The sequence below is a fragment of the uncultured Nostoc sp. genome (assembly GCF_964245445.1).
GTDB lineage: Bacteria > Cyanobacteriota > Cyanobacteriia > Cyanobacteriales > Nostocaceae > Nostoc.
The window spans coordinates 1-17446 of record NZ_CAXTNE010000011.1 but is presented as its reverse complement, the minus strand read 5'-3'; the positions used below and the strand labels follow the sequence as shown (position 1 = coordinate 17446).

General features: G+C 42.8%; 15 protein-coding genes and 1 pseudogene. 7 read left to right on the top strand and 9 right to left on the bottom strand.

The genetic code is table 11. The annotated features are described in order from the left end of the window. Positions 1–2: 2 nt before the first annotated feature. The 4 genes and pseudogenes from ACFE90_RS03370 to rppA all read right to left on the bottom strand — a co-directional run bounded on the left by ACFE90_RS03370 (position 3) and on the right by rppA (position 3628). Positions 3–485 carry a pentapeptide repeat-containing protein gene (locus ACFE90_RS03370; RefSeq protein WP_375497730.1) on the bottom strand — a complete coding sequence of 161 codons (483 nt, stop codon included), beginning with the start codon at positions 483–485 and terminating at the stop codon, positions 3–5. A gap of 343 nt (positions 486–828) precedes the next feature. Next, positions 829–1038 (bottom strand): annotated as a pseudogene (locus tag ACFE90_RS03365) (ATP-binding cassette domain-containing protein); the annotation flags it as partial. Between the two features lie 449 nt (positions 1039–1487). Beyond that, on the bottom strand, positions 1488–2768 hold the full coding sequence (locus ACFE90_RS03360) for a sensor histidine kinase (RefSeq protein ID WP_375497728.1): 1281 nt from the start codon (positions 2766–2768) through the stop codon (positions 1488–1490). A gap of 179 nt (positions 2769–2947) precedes the next feature. After that, positions 2948–3628 (bottom strand): two-component system response regulator RppA, encoded by a 681-nt coding sequence (gene rppA / locus ACFE90_RS03355; RefSeq protein WP_375497726.1) that lies wholly within the window; start codon positions 3626–3628, stop codon positions 2948–2950. Between the two features lie 102 nt (positions 3629–3730). Between rppA and ACFE90_RS03350 the strand changes: the two genes are divergently transcribed. After that, positions 3731–4156, top strand: coding sequence for a hypothetical protein (locus tag ACFE90_RS03350; RefSeq protein ID WP_375497724.1), 426 nt, complete (start codon positions 3731–3733; stop codon positions 4154–4156). Between the two features lie 299 nt (positions 4157–4455). On the opposite strand, the gene ACFE90_RS03345 is transcribed toward ACFE90_RS03350, so the two are convergent. The 3 genes from ACFE90_RS03345 to ACFE90_RS03335 form a co-directional block, all read right to left on the bottom strand. Beyond that, entirely contained in the window at positions 4456–5214 is a 759-nt protein-coding gene (locus tag ACFE90_RS03345; protein ID WP_375497722.1) for a hypothetical protein, read from the bottom strand. Continuing rightward, on the bottom strand, positions 5207–6019 hold the full coding sequence (locus ACFE90_RS03340; RefSeq protein ID WP_375497720.1) for a reverse transcriptase family protein: 813 nt from the start codon (positions 6017–6019) through the stop codon (positions 5207–5209). Before ACFE90_RS03340 ends, ACFE90_RS03345 begins: the two co-directional genes overlap by 8 nt. Positions 6020–6116: 97 nt before the next feature. Then, a complete protein-coding gene (locus ACFE90_RS03335; protein ID WP_375497718.1) occupies positions 6117–6425 on the bottom strand; it encodes a helix-turn-helix transcriptional regulator in 309 nt (102 codons plus the stop codon). Positions 6426–7647: 1222 nt separating this feature from the next. On the opposite strand from ACFE90_RS03335, the gene ACFE90_RS03330 reads away from it, so the two are divergent. Further along, positions 7648–9741 carry a glycoside hydrolase family 32 protein gene (locus ACFE90_RS03330; RefSeq protein ID WP_375497716.1) on the top strand — a complete coding sequence of 698 codons (2094 nt, stop codon included), beginning with the start codon at positions 7648–7650 and terminating at the stop codon, positions 9739–9741. A gap of 167 nt (positions 9742–9908) precedes the next feature. Here the strand turns inward: ACFE90_RS03330 and ACFE90_RS03325 are convergent, their stop codons facing one another. Then, positions 9909–10391 (bottom strand): SRPBCC domain-containing protein, encoded by a 483-nt coding sequence (locus tag ACFE90_RS03325; RefSeq protein ID WP_104908442.1) that lies wholly within the window; start codon positions 10389–10391, stop codon positions 9909–9911. Positions 10392–10700: 309 nt separating this feature from the next. After that, positions 10701–11126 carry a universal stress protein gene (locus tag ACFE90_RS03320; RefSeq protein ID WP_375497714.1) on the bottom strand — a complete coding sequence of 142 codons (426 nt, stop codon included), beginning with the start codon at positions 11124–11126 and terminating at the stop codon, positions 10701–10703. A 291-nt stretch (positions 11127–11417) separates the two neighbouring features. Between ACFE90_RS03320 and ACFE90_RS03315 the strand changes: the two genes are divergently transcribed. The 5 genes from ACFE90_RS03315 (at position 11418) to ACFE90_RS03295 (ending at position 17415) form a co-directional block, all read left to right on the top strand. Further along, the gene (locus tag ACFE90_RS03315) at positions 11418–11960 is read left to right on the top strand and encodes a hypothetical protein (protein WP_375497712.1); all 543 of its coding nucleotides are present in this window, start codon (positions 11418–11420) and stop codon (positions 11958–11960) included. Positions 11961–12064: 104 nt separating this feature from the next. After that, a complete protein-coding gene (locus tag ACFE90_RS03310; RefSeq protein WP_375497710.1) occupies positions 12065–14815 on the top strand; it encodes a cation-translocating P-type ATPase in 2751 nt (916 codons plus the stop codon). Positions 14816–14955: 140 nt separating this feature from the next. Beyond that, positions 14956–16044, top strand: coding sequence for a 3-isopropylmalate dehydrogenase (leuB, locus tag ACFE90_RS03305; protein WP_375497708.1), 1089 nt, complete (start codon positions 14956–14958; stop codon positions 16042–16044). A 90-nt stretch (positions 16045–16134) separates the two neighbouring features. Beyond that, positions 16135–16395, top strand: coding sequence for a hypothetical protein (locus ACFE90_RS03300; protein ID WP_229453967.1), 261 nt, complete (start codon positions 16135–16137; stop codon positions 16393–16395). Positions 16396–16566: 171 nt separating this feature from the next. Beyond that, entirely contained in the window at positions 16567–17415 is an 849-nt protein-coding gene (locus ACFE90_RS03295; protein WP_375497706.1) for a prepilin peptidase, read from the top strand. Positions 17416–17446 lie beyond the last annotated feature (31 nt).

Sequence of the window (17446 nt, the reverse complement as noted above, 5' to 3'; positions counted from 1 at the left end):
TCTCAAGAATTAAATCTAGCTCCGCGTAGTTGTAAATCGTGACGTTGCAAATCATTTAAACCAGTACCTACACCAAACTGACAGTTATTTACTAGAGCGTCTAACCAAATAGTCTCATTAAGAGTTGCACCTCGTAAATCTGCATTTCTCAAATCGGCTTTTGTAAAATTTGCAAATAAGAGGTCTGCATTAACTAAACTGGTATTTTGCAGATTTGCTTTTGATAGATTTCCTCGAATTAAGTTTACCCCATCTAAAATTAATCCAGATAAATCTGCTCCTATAAGATTAGGAAATTTTAGCTGACTTGGATATTTAAAAAACCGCATCATACAGATGATGTTTGCTTCATTTAAGCGGATTTTTGTTAAAAATTCATAACGAGCGATGCCCAATTGCTTAAGAATTTGTAGACGCTCTAGGGGACTTTGTTCTAAAAACTGGATAGCTGTGTAGCGTAAGTGTTGAGTAGGGATATCTAACATGATTTTTAAATTGCCGTGATATTTGTGTTAATAAAAAAATTAACAGATGATGTAGGCAAATAATAGATAATATAGCAGTCTAAAACCATTTATGAAAAACAATAACCCCGACTTATTAAAGAAATCCGGGTTCTAACTTTATCGATAACTACTTACCTAACATCCTGCCAAGAATGCTTTCGTAGCAGATTCGTATGCTAATCTTACCTGCCTTGTCAACTGCAAGTTTAACCTATCAGTATCGTTACTCAGGCAAGTTTGGCGATCGTCGGCATCAAAAAAATTAAAAACAGATGTAAATAAAGTCTAAATTAGCCAGGTGATAGTAACAATTGTCAAATTAATAGCGATCGCCATTAATATAAATCTCACCCATAGTTGGTTCCTCAGCAGTTGCCAACATGCGGATGAGAGTCGTTTTACCTGCGCCATTCGGGCCAATCAGTCCATATACTTCCCCCGCCTGGATTTCTAAATCAATATTATTGACAGCAACATGCCGATCAAATTGCTTAGTTAGTCTACGGGTGCAAATTGCTAATTCTTTTACCATCGCTGCTGGGGTGCGGCTTGTGATTAACACTTAACCTAACCTCTTTCTACAACTTCTGTCAGGCTGGTTTCGGAAATTGAAACTGACTTTATATAACTGTACGTTCGCTCATTTTTGATATACAAGATTTAATTAAGCCTTACAGTGCGTGTAATTCAGGCGATTCAATGGATTCAGGCATTTTTGTTTTGCATAGAGCTTTTGCCATTTTATGATTTATCCTATCCCTGTGCCTTAAATAATCGTCTCTGAGAGCCTTCTATGATGGTCATAAATTGTACTTACAAGTAATGATTTACTTAAAAGTAGCCGTTTTCCTTTTGCATTAAGCCTTTAATTCCGCTTCGACTTTCAAAATAAGCGAACGCACAGTATTTAGTAAAATTCTCAGATTAAAACTTGACTATTTAGCCTAGTAGTCCACTAAAGAAACTTTTCTTAAAGGTGATTTAGGAATGGCTCATAAGCGGTAACTTGATCTGGAACGTCGAGCCTTTACCCTCATTGCTCATCACATGAATGTGACCGCCGTGAGCCTGGACAATTTGTTGAGCGATCGCCAATCCCAACCCAAATCCGCCGCTTTCTCTGGCACGTTCTGTATCAACCCGGTAAAAGCGATCAAAAATGTAAGGTAAATCTGCCTCTGGAATTCCAATTCCAGTATCGATGACCTGAATTACTGCCCGATCTGGATGAGGTTCTAAGCGTAACCAGACAGTTCCACCAGACGGAGTGTAATTGCAAGCGTTGTTGAGTAAGTTTTCCACAGCTAGCCGCAGCAAATCGGGATCAGCCGACAACTCAATAGGTTGTTCTGGTAAATGGCTGATCAACTCGATCGACGCTTTTGCAGCAACAGTATTGTAATAAATAACTAAATTCTCTAGCAAGTTATTAAGATTAACCTTTTTGAGAGATTCGGGAGTTAATTTTCCCTGATGCCGTGCCAACAGTAATAAGTTATTGACCAAGGTACTCATCGACTTGGCGCTATCGATGATGTTCTCCACTGAGGGATGAATTTGGGGATGGTCTGCTGCCATTAATAACCCAACTTGGGCATTAGTCAAAATCGCAGAAAGGGGCGATCGCAACTCATGAGAAGCATCTGATGTGAAGCGTTGCAGTTGATTATAGGCTAGCTGAACAGGCTGCATAGCTATGCCACTGAGTACCCAACCTGTAAGTCCAATTAACCCCAGTGCTACAGGTACAGCAAGGGTCAATATTAACTGAAATTCTCTAAGCTCGTTTTGAGTTTCTGTCAGTGGGATAGCAACTTGCAGATAACCGATCACCGAATTTCCGCCTTGAACAGGTAGCGTGACTTGACGAAGCCAAAACGTCTTACCTGTAAACTGGTCAACAGACTTAATCGTGAGAAACTCAGATGCTATTTCTAACTGCTCTGGAGGTGGAGTACCAAAAAAACGATTGAGTTTGCCATTGGGGTCATACCAGCGAATATACACCAGTTCAATATCAGCAGGGTGAGAACCACTACCCAATAGCGGTATATTGCTCAGATCGACTTGTTTTTGTCCTTGATACAGCCGATACTGCGAACTGGCTGCCATTAGCTCTGCTCTTTTATAAAGCAGTTGATCTAATGCTTTGAGCTTATCTTTTACCTCAAGATTGTAAATGACTCCAGCAAAGAGAATCAGAATGCACCCCATTGAAAGGGTAAACCAACGAGCTAAGTTACGACGACTGCGGTTAAACACAACTCATGCTAATTCGTAATTCGTAATGACGCTCTCTACGGGACGCTAAAAGCGTAGCTTGCTTCTCTCAAAGAGTACGCGGACTCGCTTTGCGCGTCGTTAACTAATTACAATGCTTTTCGAGTAATTGAACTATACTACTTCCTATTCTCTACTCTGAATCTCAGCTATATCAAATTTCAAGATGTTTTTGGAGGGTTGAGGCGATAGCCCATGCCATAGACGGTTTCAATCCAATCGGCTGCTGCTAATGTTTGCAAACGTTGGCGAAGTTTACGAACTAGAACGGTGATTGCATTGCTTTCTGGCTCACTACCCCACTCCCATACGGCTTGTTCAATTTGGTTGCGAGTCAAGACTTGCTTAGGATGACGCATGAAGTACTCTAGCAACTGAAATTCTTGGCTGGAAAGGGATACGATCGCCCCTTGTCGCTCCAAAATTAGTGTATCGAGATGAAGTTGCAAGTCTGCCAACCAGAGGGTGTCTCCTTGCCAGAGGGGCGATCGCCTCCTCAATGCCCGCACCCGTGCCATGAATTCCACAATATCAATCGGTTTGACCAGGTAATCATCTGCTCCGGCATCTAATCCTATGACTTTATCGGGTGTGGTATCCTTGGCCGTGATCATTAATACAGGAGCTGTTTTTCCTGCCGCCCGATACTGTTGACACAAACTTACTCCACTAATCCGAGGTAACATCCAATCCAAAATCAGCAGGTCATATTCTTTTTCAGCCAAAAGCCATTGAGCGGTTTCACCATCCTTGACACCATCAACGCTGTGTCCAGCCTGAGAGAGAACCATTTGTAACGGCATTAATTGTTTTGGATCATCCTCTACCAGTAAGATTTTCATCACCTTTATACACTTGTGCTTGTTTAGAATAATCCATTAAAGCAATCTCAACGTCTTTCATCAGTCAGATTTCAGAGGATTGTCTACCTCATTAGGATATAAATGAAGTGCGATCTAGCAAAATCAGAAGCAGGTGTACTGGTGTGGCGTATTAGTAAACGTTGGCTGCAAGGGCTGGGATTAGAGTTTTGGTTGCCTCTACCACTGGTAGCGGTTGTGTTTTGGCTTGGCTGTAATTTCCTAGCTGCTCAAGAGTTAAGCCGACCCTACTCCACAGAGAAAAAACTTCAGTCAGATACTCAACTTGAAGCACGGGTATCAGTCAATGTGTTGCTCATGAACGCTGCCGTCAACCGAACTAAAAGAATTACCCAGGTAGAAGTGGAAACAGCAGACCCCATCTTGAAGCGACTGGAATTAGAACTTCCAACAATAGAATTCAGCCAAATAGAAGCGACAATTGCCCAAGAACTAGGTCTACCCCGTGAGGATGTTAGAAAGTTAGTACGCTATGAAGTTGTGGAATAACATTGATTCGATATTCAGGCTAAGAAAGAAAAAAGTAATAAAGCCCAAGTGTCAACAACTGTAAAATTCCCTACAAGCTGGCTTTTCGTAAACTAATGCTGCTCAGTCTCCTTGCGAAGTTAAGGCGGCGATCATAATTAGAGGAGATTAAACCAATACTGCCTAACACTTTTGATCGGTTGCTGATCTTACCCTTGGTGTTGCTCTCGCAAGATATAGTCCGAAAGTTTGGCAGATGAAAAACATCTTTAAGTCTTTTTAGAACCTTTTACCTTTGATCTAACTGCTTTATTGCGCTACTAAGCAGCTAGACTAAGTGTTCCATTAATTTGATTTAATCGTCCAAGCCACAAATCCTTATAAAACTCCATCTCTTGTGGAGTGAAAAGGAATTCATTACAGGAACCGTTGCCGATTAAATAAATCAAAGCAGCTTGTTCAACATGATATAGTGCTTCAATTGGAATGTAATAAGCAGCCAATTGAATAATTTTGTCTTGAATCCAATTCAGAGAAAGTTTAGGTTTCAGAGATATTTTCAAATCACTAATAGTCAAGCTATCTCGATATAAACCTACTTGATCAAATTTTCCAAAGTATTGATACTTGAAGCTTACAATGTACTGTTCTGAATAAAGACAAGCACCGAAATTTGGTAGTAATTTGTTAAGAGCCTCAATATAATTTTTATAAGAGTTACTAACTGCCTTTATTTCTCCATCTGTAAGGTAAGAGTGAAGATACGAATGAACAGTGATTCCGGTCTTAATTGCTTCATCACGAATACGTTTAGACTCTCTGATACCGACTCTATCTTCCCATTTGCGAAGAGCCTCTATAGTTCTATCATCTTGTGTCCGTTTAAGAATATTACTAACGCTATAAAAAACATTCTGCTTACTTACGGCTGCACCTTGAGTTATATAGCAAGGTTCACCCGCAAATTTTTCTCTAATTAAAATAGGTAAATGTTTTTCGTTACTATTTAGAGGATGAAGCGTACCATCACGGCTACGACGGTATAATGCTGCTTCAGGTAACAACTGTTTTTTAGTCATAGACATTACATCCATTCTCTACATGAATCTCATTTGCTTTTCTAATCTGTTGTGCTTGTGATTTTAAGCCCTTCAATGACTGCATCAAATGTGCTAATTTGCCAGGATCAGTTTCTTTCTGAATTGCTTGGCGGCAATTATGCATTTTTTTGTGTTGTGAATTAGGAACTTTTAATTCACCATCTTTAACAATGACTCCTGTTATTTTACGCGGCTTATTGCCTACATAATGCTTTTCTTTTATCCTGCTATCACGCAGTCCACAACAATAAAACTCCTTCTTAACTTGCCAAATCAACTTATCTGGTACAGATGAACCCGAAATTGTAACATCATCCATGTACACAGTTAGAGTGCATCCTTCGCTTTCTACCAGTTCATTTATTGCCTCCCACATATCTATATGAGCAAAGTAGGAAAGAACAGGACTTGATGGACTTCCAGTCGGCAGATGTCTTTTAAATGTAGAGAGTCTTGTTAAAATACCAGCAACATCTGAAGAGCATCCCATCTGCTTGTAGAAAAACGAGTAGACACGCCACGATTGGGAAGAGGGAAAATATTGTTTTATATCAAGACTCCTTACTACAGCAGCATTTACATGTGCTTTAGCATTACTTATATAAGAACGTCCCTTTGCTGGAGCGTGTATGTAATTCGGCATTTTTACTCGCTTCAAAAGCTCTTCAATTCGCTTTTGAACTTGCTTTAATGGGAGCCTTGGCTCTTCCACACGAAAGGTTTTTCCCTTTTTCGGATTGAATCTGTCTTTCTCTATGTATAGATCCTCGCAATCAGTAAGCACTTCGAGCTTTCTTCGACTTATATGCAGTAGCTTTGCAAGTCTTTCTTTAGATTTTAAGCAGTAAAAAGGTGACTGGTCTAGTGGGTACTGTTTCCATCTACTCCTCTGCATAAGAATGACCAGACCTTTCAGCAATGAAATTGAGAATTGCAATAATTTTAGAGGATACGAATGTTCTCAACTTTTCCGTTCTCACATCTTTATTTAAGCTTTCTGAGAAAAACATAATTGAGGATACAGGTATATCGAAAACCTCTGAATAACGATTAAGTAAGTCAAGCGTTGGAATTTTTTTACCAGATTCGATTTCTGAAAGATAAGACTTGGATATTCCTAACTTTTCCGCCAATTCTTTTTGCGCTAAATCGTGGAATACCCTAATCAACCTAAGAGCTTCATTGAGCATATTTAACCTCCTTATCGAGAAGGTTGGAAAGGGATTTGTATAGAAGAGTTAGCAGCCTAGTCCTGCAACAACTCGATCAGCCACTTCACTATATGGAAAATGACTGGGCCAACTTGAAATAGCAGACGGAGCGTTTGAGGTTTGCAGAGCCTTTTCAGGTACTGCTTATACTTACGCTTTTTTGACTGCTGCTGCCGTTTGTCGGGGTCTTGGTTGTTCATAAGGAACTCCTTAACTGGGGGTTTGATTGCACTCATTCACTTATTGCAAATGAGTGTTGCCTCAAACAAACCGGAGAACGGCAGTTTAAACTCTCCCTATACATAGCGCAGCAGGTTGCCTTGGCTGCGCTTGTGTGCTTAGTGATATAGTAGTTATCCAGAACTAGTAATTGTTTCAGCTTTTACACCTTTTAGCTTCCGCTTATAGTGGTATAACTGAAATATTTCTAAATAGTTTTACTACTATTAAGTTACCTAATAAACACAGTAGAAGATGGTTTCCTATCTTCCTCAGACCACAAAAGCGATCCAGTGAGTGGCAAATATCATCCTTTACCCGACTAAACCTAATATAGCATAAGTTTTTGAACTTTGTTCGCTATTAGCAAACTTTTTTCTAAATTCCATTGATAAGACTTGAAACCATAACCTATCAAGGGTTCTGGCATTACACAATTGGTAACGTGTCCTAAGTTGCATCTATTTGGCTAGACTTGTGCATTCACTTGAGTAGTCGTAGTTTGATTAATGCGTTTTGCCTTGGTTTTTAATGTTTGGTTCATGGCTTCAAACCCTTGGCGAACGTCGATATTTAATCGACGGTTTAATCTGATTGCTGCTCTCTATAATTATGAGTTTTGTCTCCCCAAAATCAAATCTTCCTGAGCGACTTTTGCAAGAGGTCTACTGAAGACAAAGCTAAGTTTACAGGCTTTTTCGTCTTAACCGAACCGTATTGGGCAACTAGACAATGTATCTCACTTTCTGCCCTGCTAGCAACTTTCAACAGGTGATGCTAACAGTTGACTTGAAAAAACGCTAATAGTGACGTTATTGCATCAATGGAGCGTCATGGAAAGCGGAAAAGTATTATTTTTTGTTTACTGCATTAAATGCTTACCATGAAAATTTAATATGTATGTAATGCATCCATCCACTTCCTTGCGTCAAGGTGGTGAAGTTTCAGCCGGAATTGCAGGGATATTGTTTGGAGAAGAGCGATGAAGGTGCGTACTGTTTCTGTACTCTATGCGATCGCGGCTTTGTTGATTTTTCCCGCTCCTGCTCGGTCTGCGATCGAAAAGGTTGTTGGAGGTAGTAGTGTTCATCAGGGTGAAACACGCCGTATTACTGTGATCGGAGATGGGATTGATTTTGCGACTTCGGTCGCTTCCTCGGATGCGCGGATTGGTGTCAGGCTTCTCAGTAAGAAAGGACTTGGACAGGGCAGAGCAAAAGGGCAAATTGTACTAGAAGTTGCTGTGCCTCTCAATGTCCCTAAAGATCAGAACTTTAACCTGACGGTTAAAATCGCTCCAAACCTTTATTATTCCAAGGGAGGTTCTGAAACGGTTCGGCTGAATGTGCGGGAATATCCCAACAGTTCATGGAGACCTTTCTTTCATTTTGCTCCTTCATGGGGATGGATGAACGATCCCAACGGTCTTGTCTATGTAAACGGAACGTACCATCTCTACTATCAGGCAATTCCGTTCTCCCGGGATCTTAATGGCCAAATTAACTGGGGACATGCAGTTAGCACCGATCTGGTTCACTGGTCTGGGCGCAGAGACGCGATGTTCAGTCCGTCAATGGATCTCCTTCCCAGTAGCGACGATCAAAATCAAGTCTGGTCTCCTTTCTCAGGGTCTGCGGTGACTGTTAGTGGTGAGGCAGCAAGACAGTTCCCCTGCGACTGCTCAAACCTCTGTGTTGCTTCTATATTCACCAAGAACACTCCGATTATCTCACTCCAGGATCAATGGCTTGCGGCTAGCTGCAATGGGGGCGAGTCCTTTAAAACACCGGAGAGTGTGTTGCCTAACTTGACACCTCCTAAGCCAGATTTTCGAGATCCGAAGGTATTCCCCTATAAGGGGCGCTGGATTATGGTGTTAGCGGTTGGAGATAAAGCGGAACTTTACGAGTCTGCGAATCTGAGACAATGGAATCTCCTATCGTCTATCCCGCTCTACAGCAGCCTCACCACTTTAGGTCCTTTCGTCGAAACCCCAGATTTGTTTGAGTTACCGATCAGCAATTCGGGGACGAACCAAACCAAGTGGATACTGACCTACAGCGAAGGTTTCCTTCCGCCTGTGGTATGCCAGGGTCTTCGAGACAGTACCGGAATGCCGCTCACTGACCCCAAACTCAAAAAGGACTGTGAAAAGTCCCGGAAATTTACCTCACGTAGCTTCTATATCGTCGGCGAATTTGATGGGAAGCAGTTCAAGCAGGAGTCACAGCCTCGACCTATAGATTTTGGCTCAGATTTTTATGCGCCTCAAACCTGGTCTGGCACTCCAGGACGACGCATCCTGGCTGGCTGGCAAAATAATTGGCATTACGCCCACCAAACTCCAACAACGCCGTGGCGAGGACAATTAAGCATTCCGCGAGACTTGGGGTTGATGAGAGATTCTGGCACCTATTGGCTGACTCAAACTCCGGTTCAAGAACTAGCGCTTCTAAGAAATTCTGCGCTTGGGCGTGTAACTCGGTTGCGGGATAAACCCTTGACTAACAAGACGCCAGAGGAGCTGAAGAATTTTCGTTCCACTGCATTCGATGCTGATCTAGCAATTGATGTAGCTGGTTTGCCCAAAGTGAACTCCCAAATCAAGATTCATCTGCGATCGGGTAATACAGCGCAAGGAATGGTATTGGCATGGCGACGTACTGCTGCCGACAAGGGAGAGTTATCACTAACGCGCTCTGCTTCTGAAGCCGGTGGATCGACTTCAGAATTAAAACAACAAGAGTCTGGGTTTATCGGTAAATGGTTGTCTGTCTCTCTTCCTTTTGCAGCATCCACAATTGAGCGACTCGTATCAAACTTCAGGAATGCCCAACCCAATCAAAGCTCGCAGATCACTCAGGTGCCTGTTGTGACACGTGGCACTAATAATAGCCTCTTAAAACTTCGGATTCTCGTGGATCGAAGTTCGGTAGAAGTGTTTGCGGGCGATGGACGCGTAGTGTTAAGCAGTTTATTCTTTCCCAATTCAGCCAATAAAGAGTTCAAGCTGTATGCAACAGGGGGAAATGCAAAGATAGTGAGCTTAGTTATATACCCGTTCAGTGATGACTGATGATTTCAGATAACGACTGCAAACTAATCAATTATCAGTGCGTAGACGCTTCCTCAGCTTGTCGCCAGACATCGCCTTATTGATGTTCTAAGCGACTATGTATCTCACTCCCTGCCTTGCTGTCAACTCTCAACAGGTGATGCTAGCAGTTGACTTGAAAAAGCGATTTAGCGATTTAATGAAGTAGTCGTAGTTTGATTAATGCGTTCTGCCTTGGTTTTCAATGTTTGGTTCATGGCTTCAAACCCTTGACGAACATCGATATTTAATCGACGAGCCAGCAGAGGTACTAGTAAGCCCTGGAAAGATGCTTGCTGAATGAAGCGGACCCGTAGGCGTAGCCCGTCGTAGACATCGCTTCCTAGCGGTTCAATGATAAAGCTGTGTTCACCGTCAAATAATCCTGGGATCAAAAAGTGCCCTAACCAGCGCAATTTGCGATTAGGTTCTACCGTAATCACAGTAGGTCGAAAGATCATAATATCTGTACCCGGAGGCTGAAAGTGAACGGTTAGCTGTGCCCCTTCACTTAGCGAACCACTAATTTGACGAATAAACAGATTCCAATGTGGAAAACTGGCAAAATCAGTGAGTAAGTTCCATACTTGCTTATCGGATGCCTGAATTTCGATTTCAGTATAGATTTTCATGGGTATGAGTTGATAGAAAAACCAGCATTAAAACGGTTATTCCTGCTAAAAATAACCCCATGTATTCTAGTCTTAGTAATCGAAAAACCCAAAAATTACGGGTGAAGGCAGGCAGATAAAGCAGGGGGAGCAGGGGAAGAAAATAACTTAATTTTTTTACCATAAAATAAATTCCGCAAAGTCTCTTTGGTGGAGTACGAGTAAACTAGATTGTTTCTTGTCAAATAATGAATACTATTCGTGCAAAACTCACATTTGAACAGCAAAATTTTTCAAAATTCTGGCGGTTGGTAGACAGTTGTCAAGGAATTACTGACGTTGAACAACCAGGACGGAACATGGAGCGTGATGAACGACGTGATTGCTCACACTTCCTGCTAAAAGTTCGGCAAATCCTTTAAGTCCTCTACGACCAAGCACAATCAAATCTGCTCCCCAACTCCGGGCTAAATGACAGATGTTAGTCCCAGGCTCTCCTGTTTGATAACTGTATTCTGCCATAATGCCTAGTATTTTCGCTTTCTGATAGTACAACTGGAGTAAACTTTGTGCCTGTTGTGTTTCTATTTCCAGGTCTACTAAGTTCACAGTGAGTTGATTAGAAGCTGCTAGCTCAATGCTGTAACCAATCATTAATTGAGCAGCATCTCTTTGGGCTAACTCCAGCGCTTTTACAAACACTTTTGCAGTCGCAGGTGAATCATCGACCGCCACCAAAATCTTCTTAAAGCTCATATCTAGCTCCAATAATCAATTACTTCATTCACATTTGTTGTCTTTTAGCTTGAGGGACAAATGTGATTTAAAAGTGAAATTGAGTAGGATAAGCAATTTATTCACTTTTCGTTCACATTCATCAGCAATCCTGGAAAAGAAGCAGAGAAACGAAACTAAGCTAACTGAGGTTTAAAACGAATCTCTTACCTAATACGGTTCCTGCTCACACTAGAAAACTATAGTTTTTTATTATTTGGAGATTAATAAAGCTTCGTTTTAAACTTACTGATTTTGATAGGAGATATTGTGATGAATTTCAGTCCAGTTAAAAATGCAATCGGTATCATTTATACCCGTCAGGCTGCAACACAGGTGCTTGATGAACTCAGAGCGATTGACTTTCCCATGCAGAAAATTTCTGTATTCACTTTAGACTCTGAAGACGAAAAGTTGCACGAGGATGCAAATGCAGGTAAACATCCCATAACTCCGATCGAAGGTGCTAAAGCAGGTGCAATTACAGGAGGAACAACTGGGGGCTTCCTGGCACTTACAGCCGGACTTGGCGTATTAATTATTCCCGGTTTTGGGCCGGCATTAGCGGTTGAATCTGTAGTGAGTACACTGCTGGCGGGTGGAGCGAGTGCGATTTTTGGCAGTGTTTATGGCGCATTTCAAGGTTGGTTTGCTCCCGAAAGGCAACCTAGACTCTGTGAGCCAGCCACCTGCCAAGAAAAATTTTTGGTGAAGGTAGAAGGAACAACAGATGAAATCTGGCAAGCAGAATCGATTCTCAATTATTGGGGTGTGCAGGAATGGCATATTTATGAACTTAGCAAAAGATTCTCGTAATAACACCAATTTGAAAAAAGAAAAGTACAGATTCAAACAGAGAAATCCCTATTAAATCTGATGAGTCTTAATTACGAATGACGAATTAATTTTTGGAGACTGAGATGACAGCAGATACGATCGCTACAAATACTTTTGCCCAAACAACAAAAGATTTACTCAACTATGAATGGCATACTCTGGGTGAACAAAAGGTTGTGCAAACGTTAGCCAGCCATCCGGAAGCAGGTTTAACCCATGAAGAAGCTACCAAACGACACCAGCAGATGGGTGCAAATCAACTGACTGGTAAAAGTGGAAAAAGTCCTTGGCTACGATTTTTAGAGCAATTTAATCAACCACTACTATATATTTTGCTGACGGCGGGAGTAGTAACGCTGCTGCTGCAAGATTGGATAGATGCGGGAGTAATTTTTGCCGTCACCCTAATTAACGTCATCATTAGCTACATTCAAGAATCTAAAGCAGAAGGCGCGATCGCTGCTCTATCCAAAGCCGTCACTACGGAAGCAACTTTGATTCGCGATGGTCAAAAAACTCGTTTGGCTTCTACTGAACTTGTTCTGGGTGATTTGGTATTGCTGGCATCTGGGGATAAAGTACCCGCCGATCTGCGGCTATTAAGTGTGCGTGGGTTGCAAGTTGACGAGTCTGCCTTAACAGGCGAATCCGTTCCGGTTGAGAAAGCAACGGCATCGCTGGCTGTGGAAACACCGTTAGCCGAACGCAGCAATATGGTGTACGCAGGAAGTTTCGTTAGTTTTGGACAGGCAGAAGGGATTGTAGTAGCGATCGCAGATGCCACTGAAACCGGTCGCATCTCGCAGTTAATTGAAAGCAGCACAAATCTGAAAACACCGCTGACACGAAATATTGACAAGTTTAGCAAAAGCTTGTTGTATGTCATTTTATGTTTAGCTGCCCTGACATTTGCAGTCGGATTAGGACAGGGTGAATCTTGGATTGATGTTTTCAAAGCGAGTGTAGCTCTGGTAGTCAGCGCGATTCCAGAAGGATTGCCTGCAATTGTTACCGTCACTTTAGCGATCGGAGTTTCCCGGATGGCACGACGTAAAGCAATTATTCGCAAGCTACCCGCAGTGGAAACCTTGGGAAGTACCACTGTTATCTGCTCTGACAAAACTGGGACGTTAACTGAAAATCAGATGACGGTTCAAAAGATTTATGCGGGTGGACAACACTACACCGTTAGCGGTATTGGTTATGCCCCAGACGGTGAAATCCTAATGGATCAACAGCCTGTTGATTTTAATGCAGATGGACATATTGCTCTTTGGGAATCCCTGGAAGCAGGATTGCTCTGCAATGATTCTCACATCGAATGGGGAGATGGACAGTGGGACTTAGTAGGAACCCCAACCGAGGGAGCATTGATTACGGCTGCCAATAAAGCGGGATTGACGCAAGGGAATCCAGAGCAAGAATTACGTAGAATAGACACCATTCCCTTTGAGTCTCAATTCCAGTATATGGCGACTTTGCATGAATTAGATGCAAAGCAAGAGCTGAATGTGATTTATCTCAAAGGTTCTGTAGAGGCAATTCTTCAACGATGCGATCGCATGTTCGATGCTCAAGGACAACTCGCTCGTCTCAATCCTGCCGCAGTGGAACAGGAAGTTGCTGATATGGCAAACCAAGGGTTACGAGTGCTAGCTTTTGCCAGCAAAGAAGTTGCCACTAAGCGATCCTTGGATCGCAATGATATTGATCGAGGACTGGTGTTTCTGGGACTTCAGGGCATAATCGATCCGCCTCGTGAGGAAGCGATCGCCGCAGTGAAAGCCTGTCAATCTGCCGGGATTCAGGTGAAGATGATCACTGGGGATCATGCGCTCACAGCAGCTGCGATCGCCCGCCAAATGGAAATTTGCTCGACTGAAGAACAGGTTTTCACCGGACAGCAATTAGCGCAGATGGATGAAAAAGAATTCGCCCAAGCGGCTGAACAAGGTATGGTATTTGCGCGAGTTGCCCCAGAACAAAAATTGCATCTGGTAAAAGCGTTGCAGTCTCAGGGTGAAATTGTTGCCATGACTGGAGATGGTGTCAATGATGCTCCCGCTCTCAAACAGGCAGATATTGGTGTAGCGATGGGCATAGCCGGGGCAGAGGTGGCCAAAGAATCGGCGGATATGCTTCTAACTGACGATAACTTCGCCTCAATAGAAGCTGCTGTGGAGGAAGGACGTGGTGTTTACCGCAACTTGCGAAAAGCGATCGCCTTCTTGCTACCGATCAACGTGGGAGAATCCATGACGATTTTGATTGCCATTCTCCTGGCTACTGTGCTTCCCATCTTACCAATCCAAATTCTCTGGTTGAACATGGTCAGTTCAGTAGGGTTGATTGTTCCCCTTGCCTTTGAGCCAAAATCTGGACAGGTGATGCAGCAACCACCACGCAACCCTAGAGAAAAGCTTTTATCAGGTAGTTTACTTAAGCGCATATTAGCGATTTCTGTTTTCAATTGGGTGGTAATTTTTGGGGTGTTTCAATGGATACTTCAAACTACAGGCAATGAAGCCTTAGCTCGCACGATGGCGATTAATGGATTGGTGGCAGCAGAAGTCTTTTACCTGTTAAGCATTACCCAGTTTTTACCATCTCTAGTCGTGAGAATCCAAGGTAAACGCACACCCGTAGCTTATGCACCTGCGATCGGAATTGTGGCTGTGGTGATTTTACAATGTCTGTTCAGTCAGTGGAGCATGATGAATCAAGTGTTTGACACCACACCTTTAACATTTATCCAAGCTCTCATTTGCATGGGTGTAGGTTTGCCAGTGGTGTTTATAGCTCTCATCTTGCAGCGTTTCGATCCGCTCAACTAGGGATATAGAAGTCCGATAGTGGTTTTATCTAATGCCAAATGATTACGTTAGAGCCGCACCCAAATAAATTAAAAACTCCATCAGTACATTTTGCTAGGTATGATATTTAATCTGCAAGCATTTACCCAGAAAAACTAGCTATGACCCAGAACTACCGCATTACTCTACTCCCCGGCGATGGCATTGGCCCTGAAATTATGGCAGTGGCGGTAGATGTACTGAAAGTCGTAGGGAAGCAATTTGATCTAAAGTTTGAATTCCAAGAAGCCCTCATCGGTGGTGCAGCAATTGATGCCACAGGTGAACCTCTACCATCCGCCACTCTAGATACCTGCCGTAACAGTGATGCTGTATTACTCGCTGCCATTGGTGGTTATAAGTGGGATTCCCTGCCATCCAATTTACGCCCAGAAGCAGGTTTGTTAGGATTACGTGCAGGTTTAGGATTATTTGCCAATTTGCGCCCAGCGAAAATTTTGCCCCAGCTAATCGACGCCTCGACTTTGAAACGCGAAATTGTCGAAGGTGTGGATATTATGGTGGTGCGTGAACTCACTGGTGGGATTTACTTCGGTAAACCCAAAGGGATTTTTGCCACAGAAACTGGTGAAAAACGCGGTGTAAATACAATGGTTTACACCGAATCAGAAATCGAACGCATTGGACGAGTGGCTTTTGAAGCGGCACGTAAACGCGGTGGGAAACTTTGTTCGGTGGATAAAGCAAACGTATTAGAAGTATCTCAGTTGTGGCGCGATCGCATCATCCAACTTTCTGCGGAATATCCAGATATCGAACTCTCTCATTTATATGTAGATAATGCTGCTATGCAGTTAGTACGCGCTCCTAAGCAGTTCGATACTATTGTCACAGGCAATTTGTTTGGTGATATTCTCTCTGATGCTGCTGCCATGCTCACGGGTAGTATTGGGATGTTACCCTCAGCTAGTTTGGGTGCTTCTGGGCCTGGTGTATTTGAACCAGTTCATGGTTCCGCCCCAGATATTGCTGGACTTGATAAAGCTAACCCTCTAGCAGAGGTTTTGAGTGCGGCGATGATGTTACGCTACGGTTTAGACCAACCAAAAGCGGCAGATCACATCGAACAAGCCGTATTGCAAGTTTTAGAACAAGGCGATCGCACCGGTGATATAATTTCTCCAGGAAAAAATCTTTTAGGTTGCCGCGCTATGGGCGATGCACTGATTTTAGCTCTTGAAGGAAAATAATTAAATAATGCCACTTGGGCAATTTGGCAACCTTTGCTATAAGTTTCGGGTAGACTAAAAGGAAATCTAGCAATCAAATAACAGTCGATAGTGTACGCATTACGACAAGGTCAAGTAAATTTTACCGCCCCAAAGAACCAATCGCCTTTGATTGATCCCGCCCTAATCAGAGCCGCCGGGCAGATATACTATACTCACTGTGAAGTACATCCCGAAATAGCAGGGCAACCTTCCGGTGTAGCAATTAATCGTGTGACTCATCGAGGTAAGGTTATTTTCACTAACCAACCAGTACTTTTACCTCAAGAATGTTTTGTACCGTTGAGTCAAATAGAATCGCACATGTATTAGTCATTGGTCATTGGTCATTAGTCATTAGTCACGTGTACTGAGCGACTTGTGCCGAGCGTTCGCGTAGCGTCTCGCAGAGAAGCCGAGGTAAGCCGAAGTATTAGTTCTCGACAAAGGACAAAAGATAAACGACAAATGACACAGGACAAATGACAAAGGACAAATGATTGTATGGACATTTTGTTCGCCATTCCGGCGAGTGTAATGGTCTTTGCTTTGGGTGCATCTATTGGCAGTTTTATTAACGTTATTGTTTATCGGCTACCTGCTGGGTTGTCAATTCTTTGGCCGCCCTCTCGTTGTCCCCACTGCTTAAACCAGCTAAAAGCTTACGACAATGTACCAGTATTTGGTTGGATTTCGTTAAGAGGGCGGTGTCGATATTGCAAAAGCAAAATTGCTGTCCGTTATCCTGTGGTAGAAGGGGTAACGGGCATAATTTTTTTACTAGTTTTTTTGGTATTCCAAGTTTCGACTTTAACAATAGGCTATTGGGCTTTTTGTAGTTGGTTATTGGCGCTATCGCTTATCGACCTAGACACAATGACTTTACCCAATCCACTTACTCAGTCGGGTTTGGTGGTGGGGATTCTGTTTCAAATGGTGGTTGGTTTTTTACCAGAGGTTAGTTTTGTGGCATTGGTAAATCACCTGATGATGGCGATAGTCGGTGCAGTATTGGGCTTATGGCTGTTCGATGCGATCGCCCTATTAGGTTCAATTGCCTTTGGTAAAACTGCAATGGGTGCAGGTGATGCCAAGTTAGCAGCCATGATGGGAGCCTGGTTAGGCTGGAAATATTTGCTCTTAGCTAGTTTTATTGCTTGTGTGCTAGGAGCGTTAATTGGTAGCAGTGTAATTATGCGTAGACGCAAAACTGCAAGCCAAGAGACATCGCTACCAAGGTTAGGACAAAAGATGCCTTTTGGCCCTTTTCTGGCTTTAGGATCTGTAATTACTCTATTTAGCGGCGAAGCCCTTTTGTCTAGCTACCTGCGGTTATTTTTTCCAGCGTCTTGAACTGAGTGGGGAAGAGGCAGGGGAGCAGGGG

Coding starts and splice junctions, on each gene's coding strand:
- ACFE90_RS03345 (WP_375497722.1), bottom strand. CDS start 5,214: ATGACTAAAAAACAGTTGTTACCTGAAGCAGCATTATACCGTCGTAGC.
- ACFE90_RS03370 (WP_375497730.1), bottom strand. CDS start 485: ATGTTAGATATCCCTACTCAACACTTACGCTACACAGCTATCCAGTTT.
- ACFE90_RS03315 (WP_375497712.1), top strand. CDS start 11,418: ATGAATTTCAGTCCAGTTAAAAATGCAATCGGTATCATTTATACCCGT.
- ACFE90_RS03350 (WP_375497724.1), top strand. CDS start 3,731: ATGAAGTGCGATCTAGCAAAATCAGAAGCAGGTGTACTGGTGTGGCGT.
- ACFE90_RS03325 (WP_104908442.1), bottom strand. CDS start 10,391: ATGAAAATCTATACTGAAATCGAAATTCAGGCATCCGATAAGCAAGTA.
- ACFE90_RS03320 (WP_375497714.1), bottom strand. CDS start 11,126: ATGAGCTTTAAGAAGATTTTGGTGGCGGTCGATGATTCACCTGCGACT.
- ACFE90_RS03310 (WP_375497710.1), top strand. CDS start 12,065: ATGACAGCAGATACGATCGCTACAAATACTTTTGCCCAAACAACAAAA.
- ACFE90_RS03295 (WP_375497706.1), top strand. CDS start 16,567: ATGGACATTTTGTTCGCCATTCCGGCGAGTGTAATGGTCTTTGCTTTG.
- rppA (WP_375497726.1), bottom strand. CDS start 3,628: ATGAAAATCTTACTGGTAGAGGATGATCCAAAACAATTAATGCCGTTA.
- ACFE90_RS03335 (WP_375497718.1), bottom strand. CDS start 6,425: ATGCTCAATGAAGCTCTTAGGTTGATTAGGGTATTCCACGATTTAGCG.
- ACFE90_RS03330 (WP_375497716.1), top strand. CDS start 7,648: ATGAAGGTGCGTACTGTTTCTGTACTCTATGCGATCGCGGCTTTGTTG.
- leuB (WP_375497708.1), top strand. CDS start 14,956: ATGACCCAGAACTACCGCATTACTCTACTCCCCGGCGATGGCATTGGC.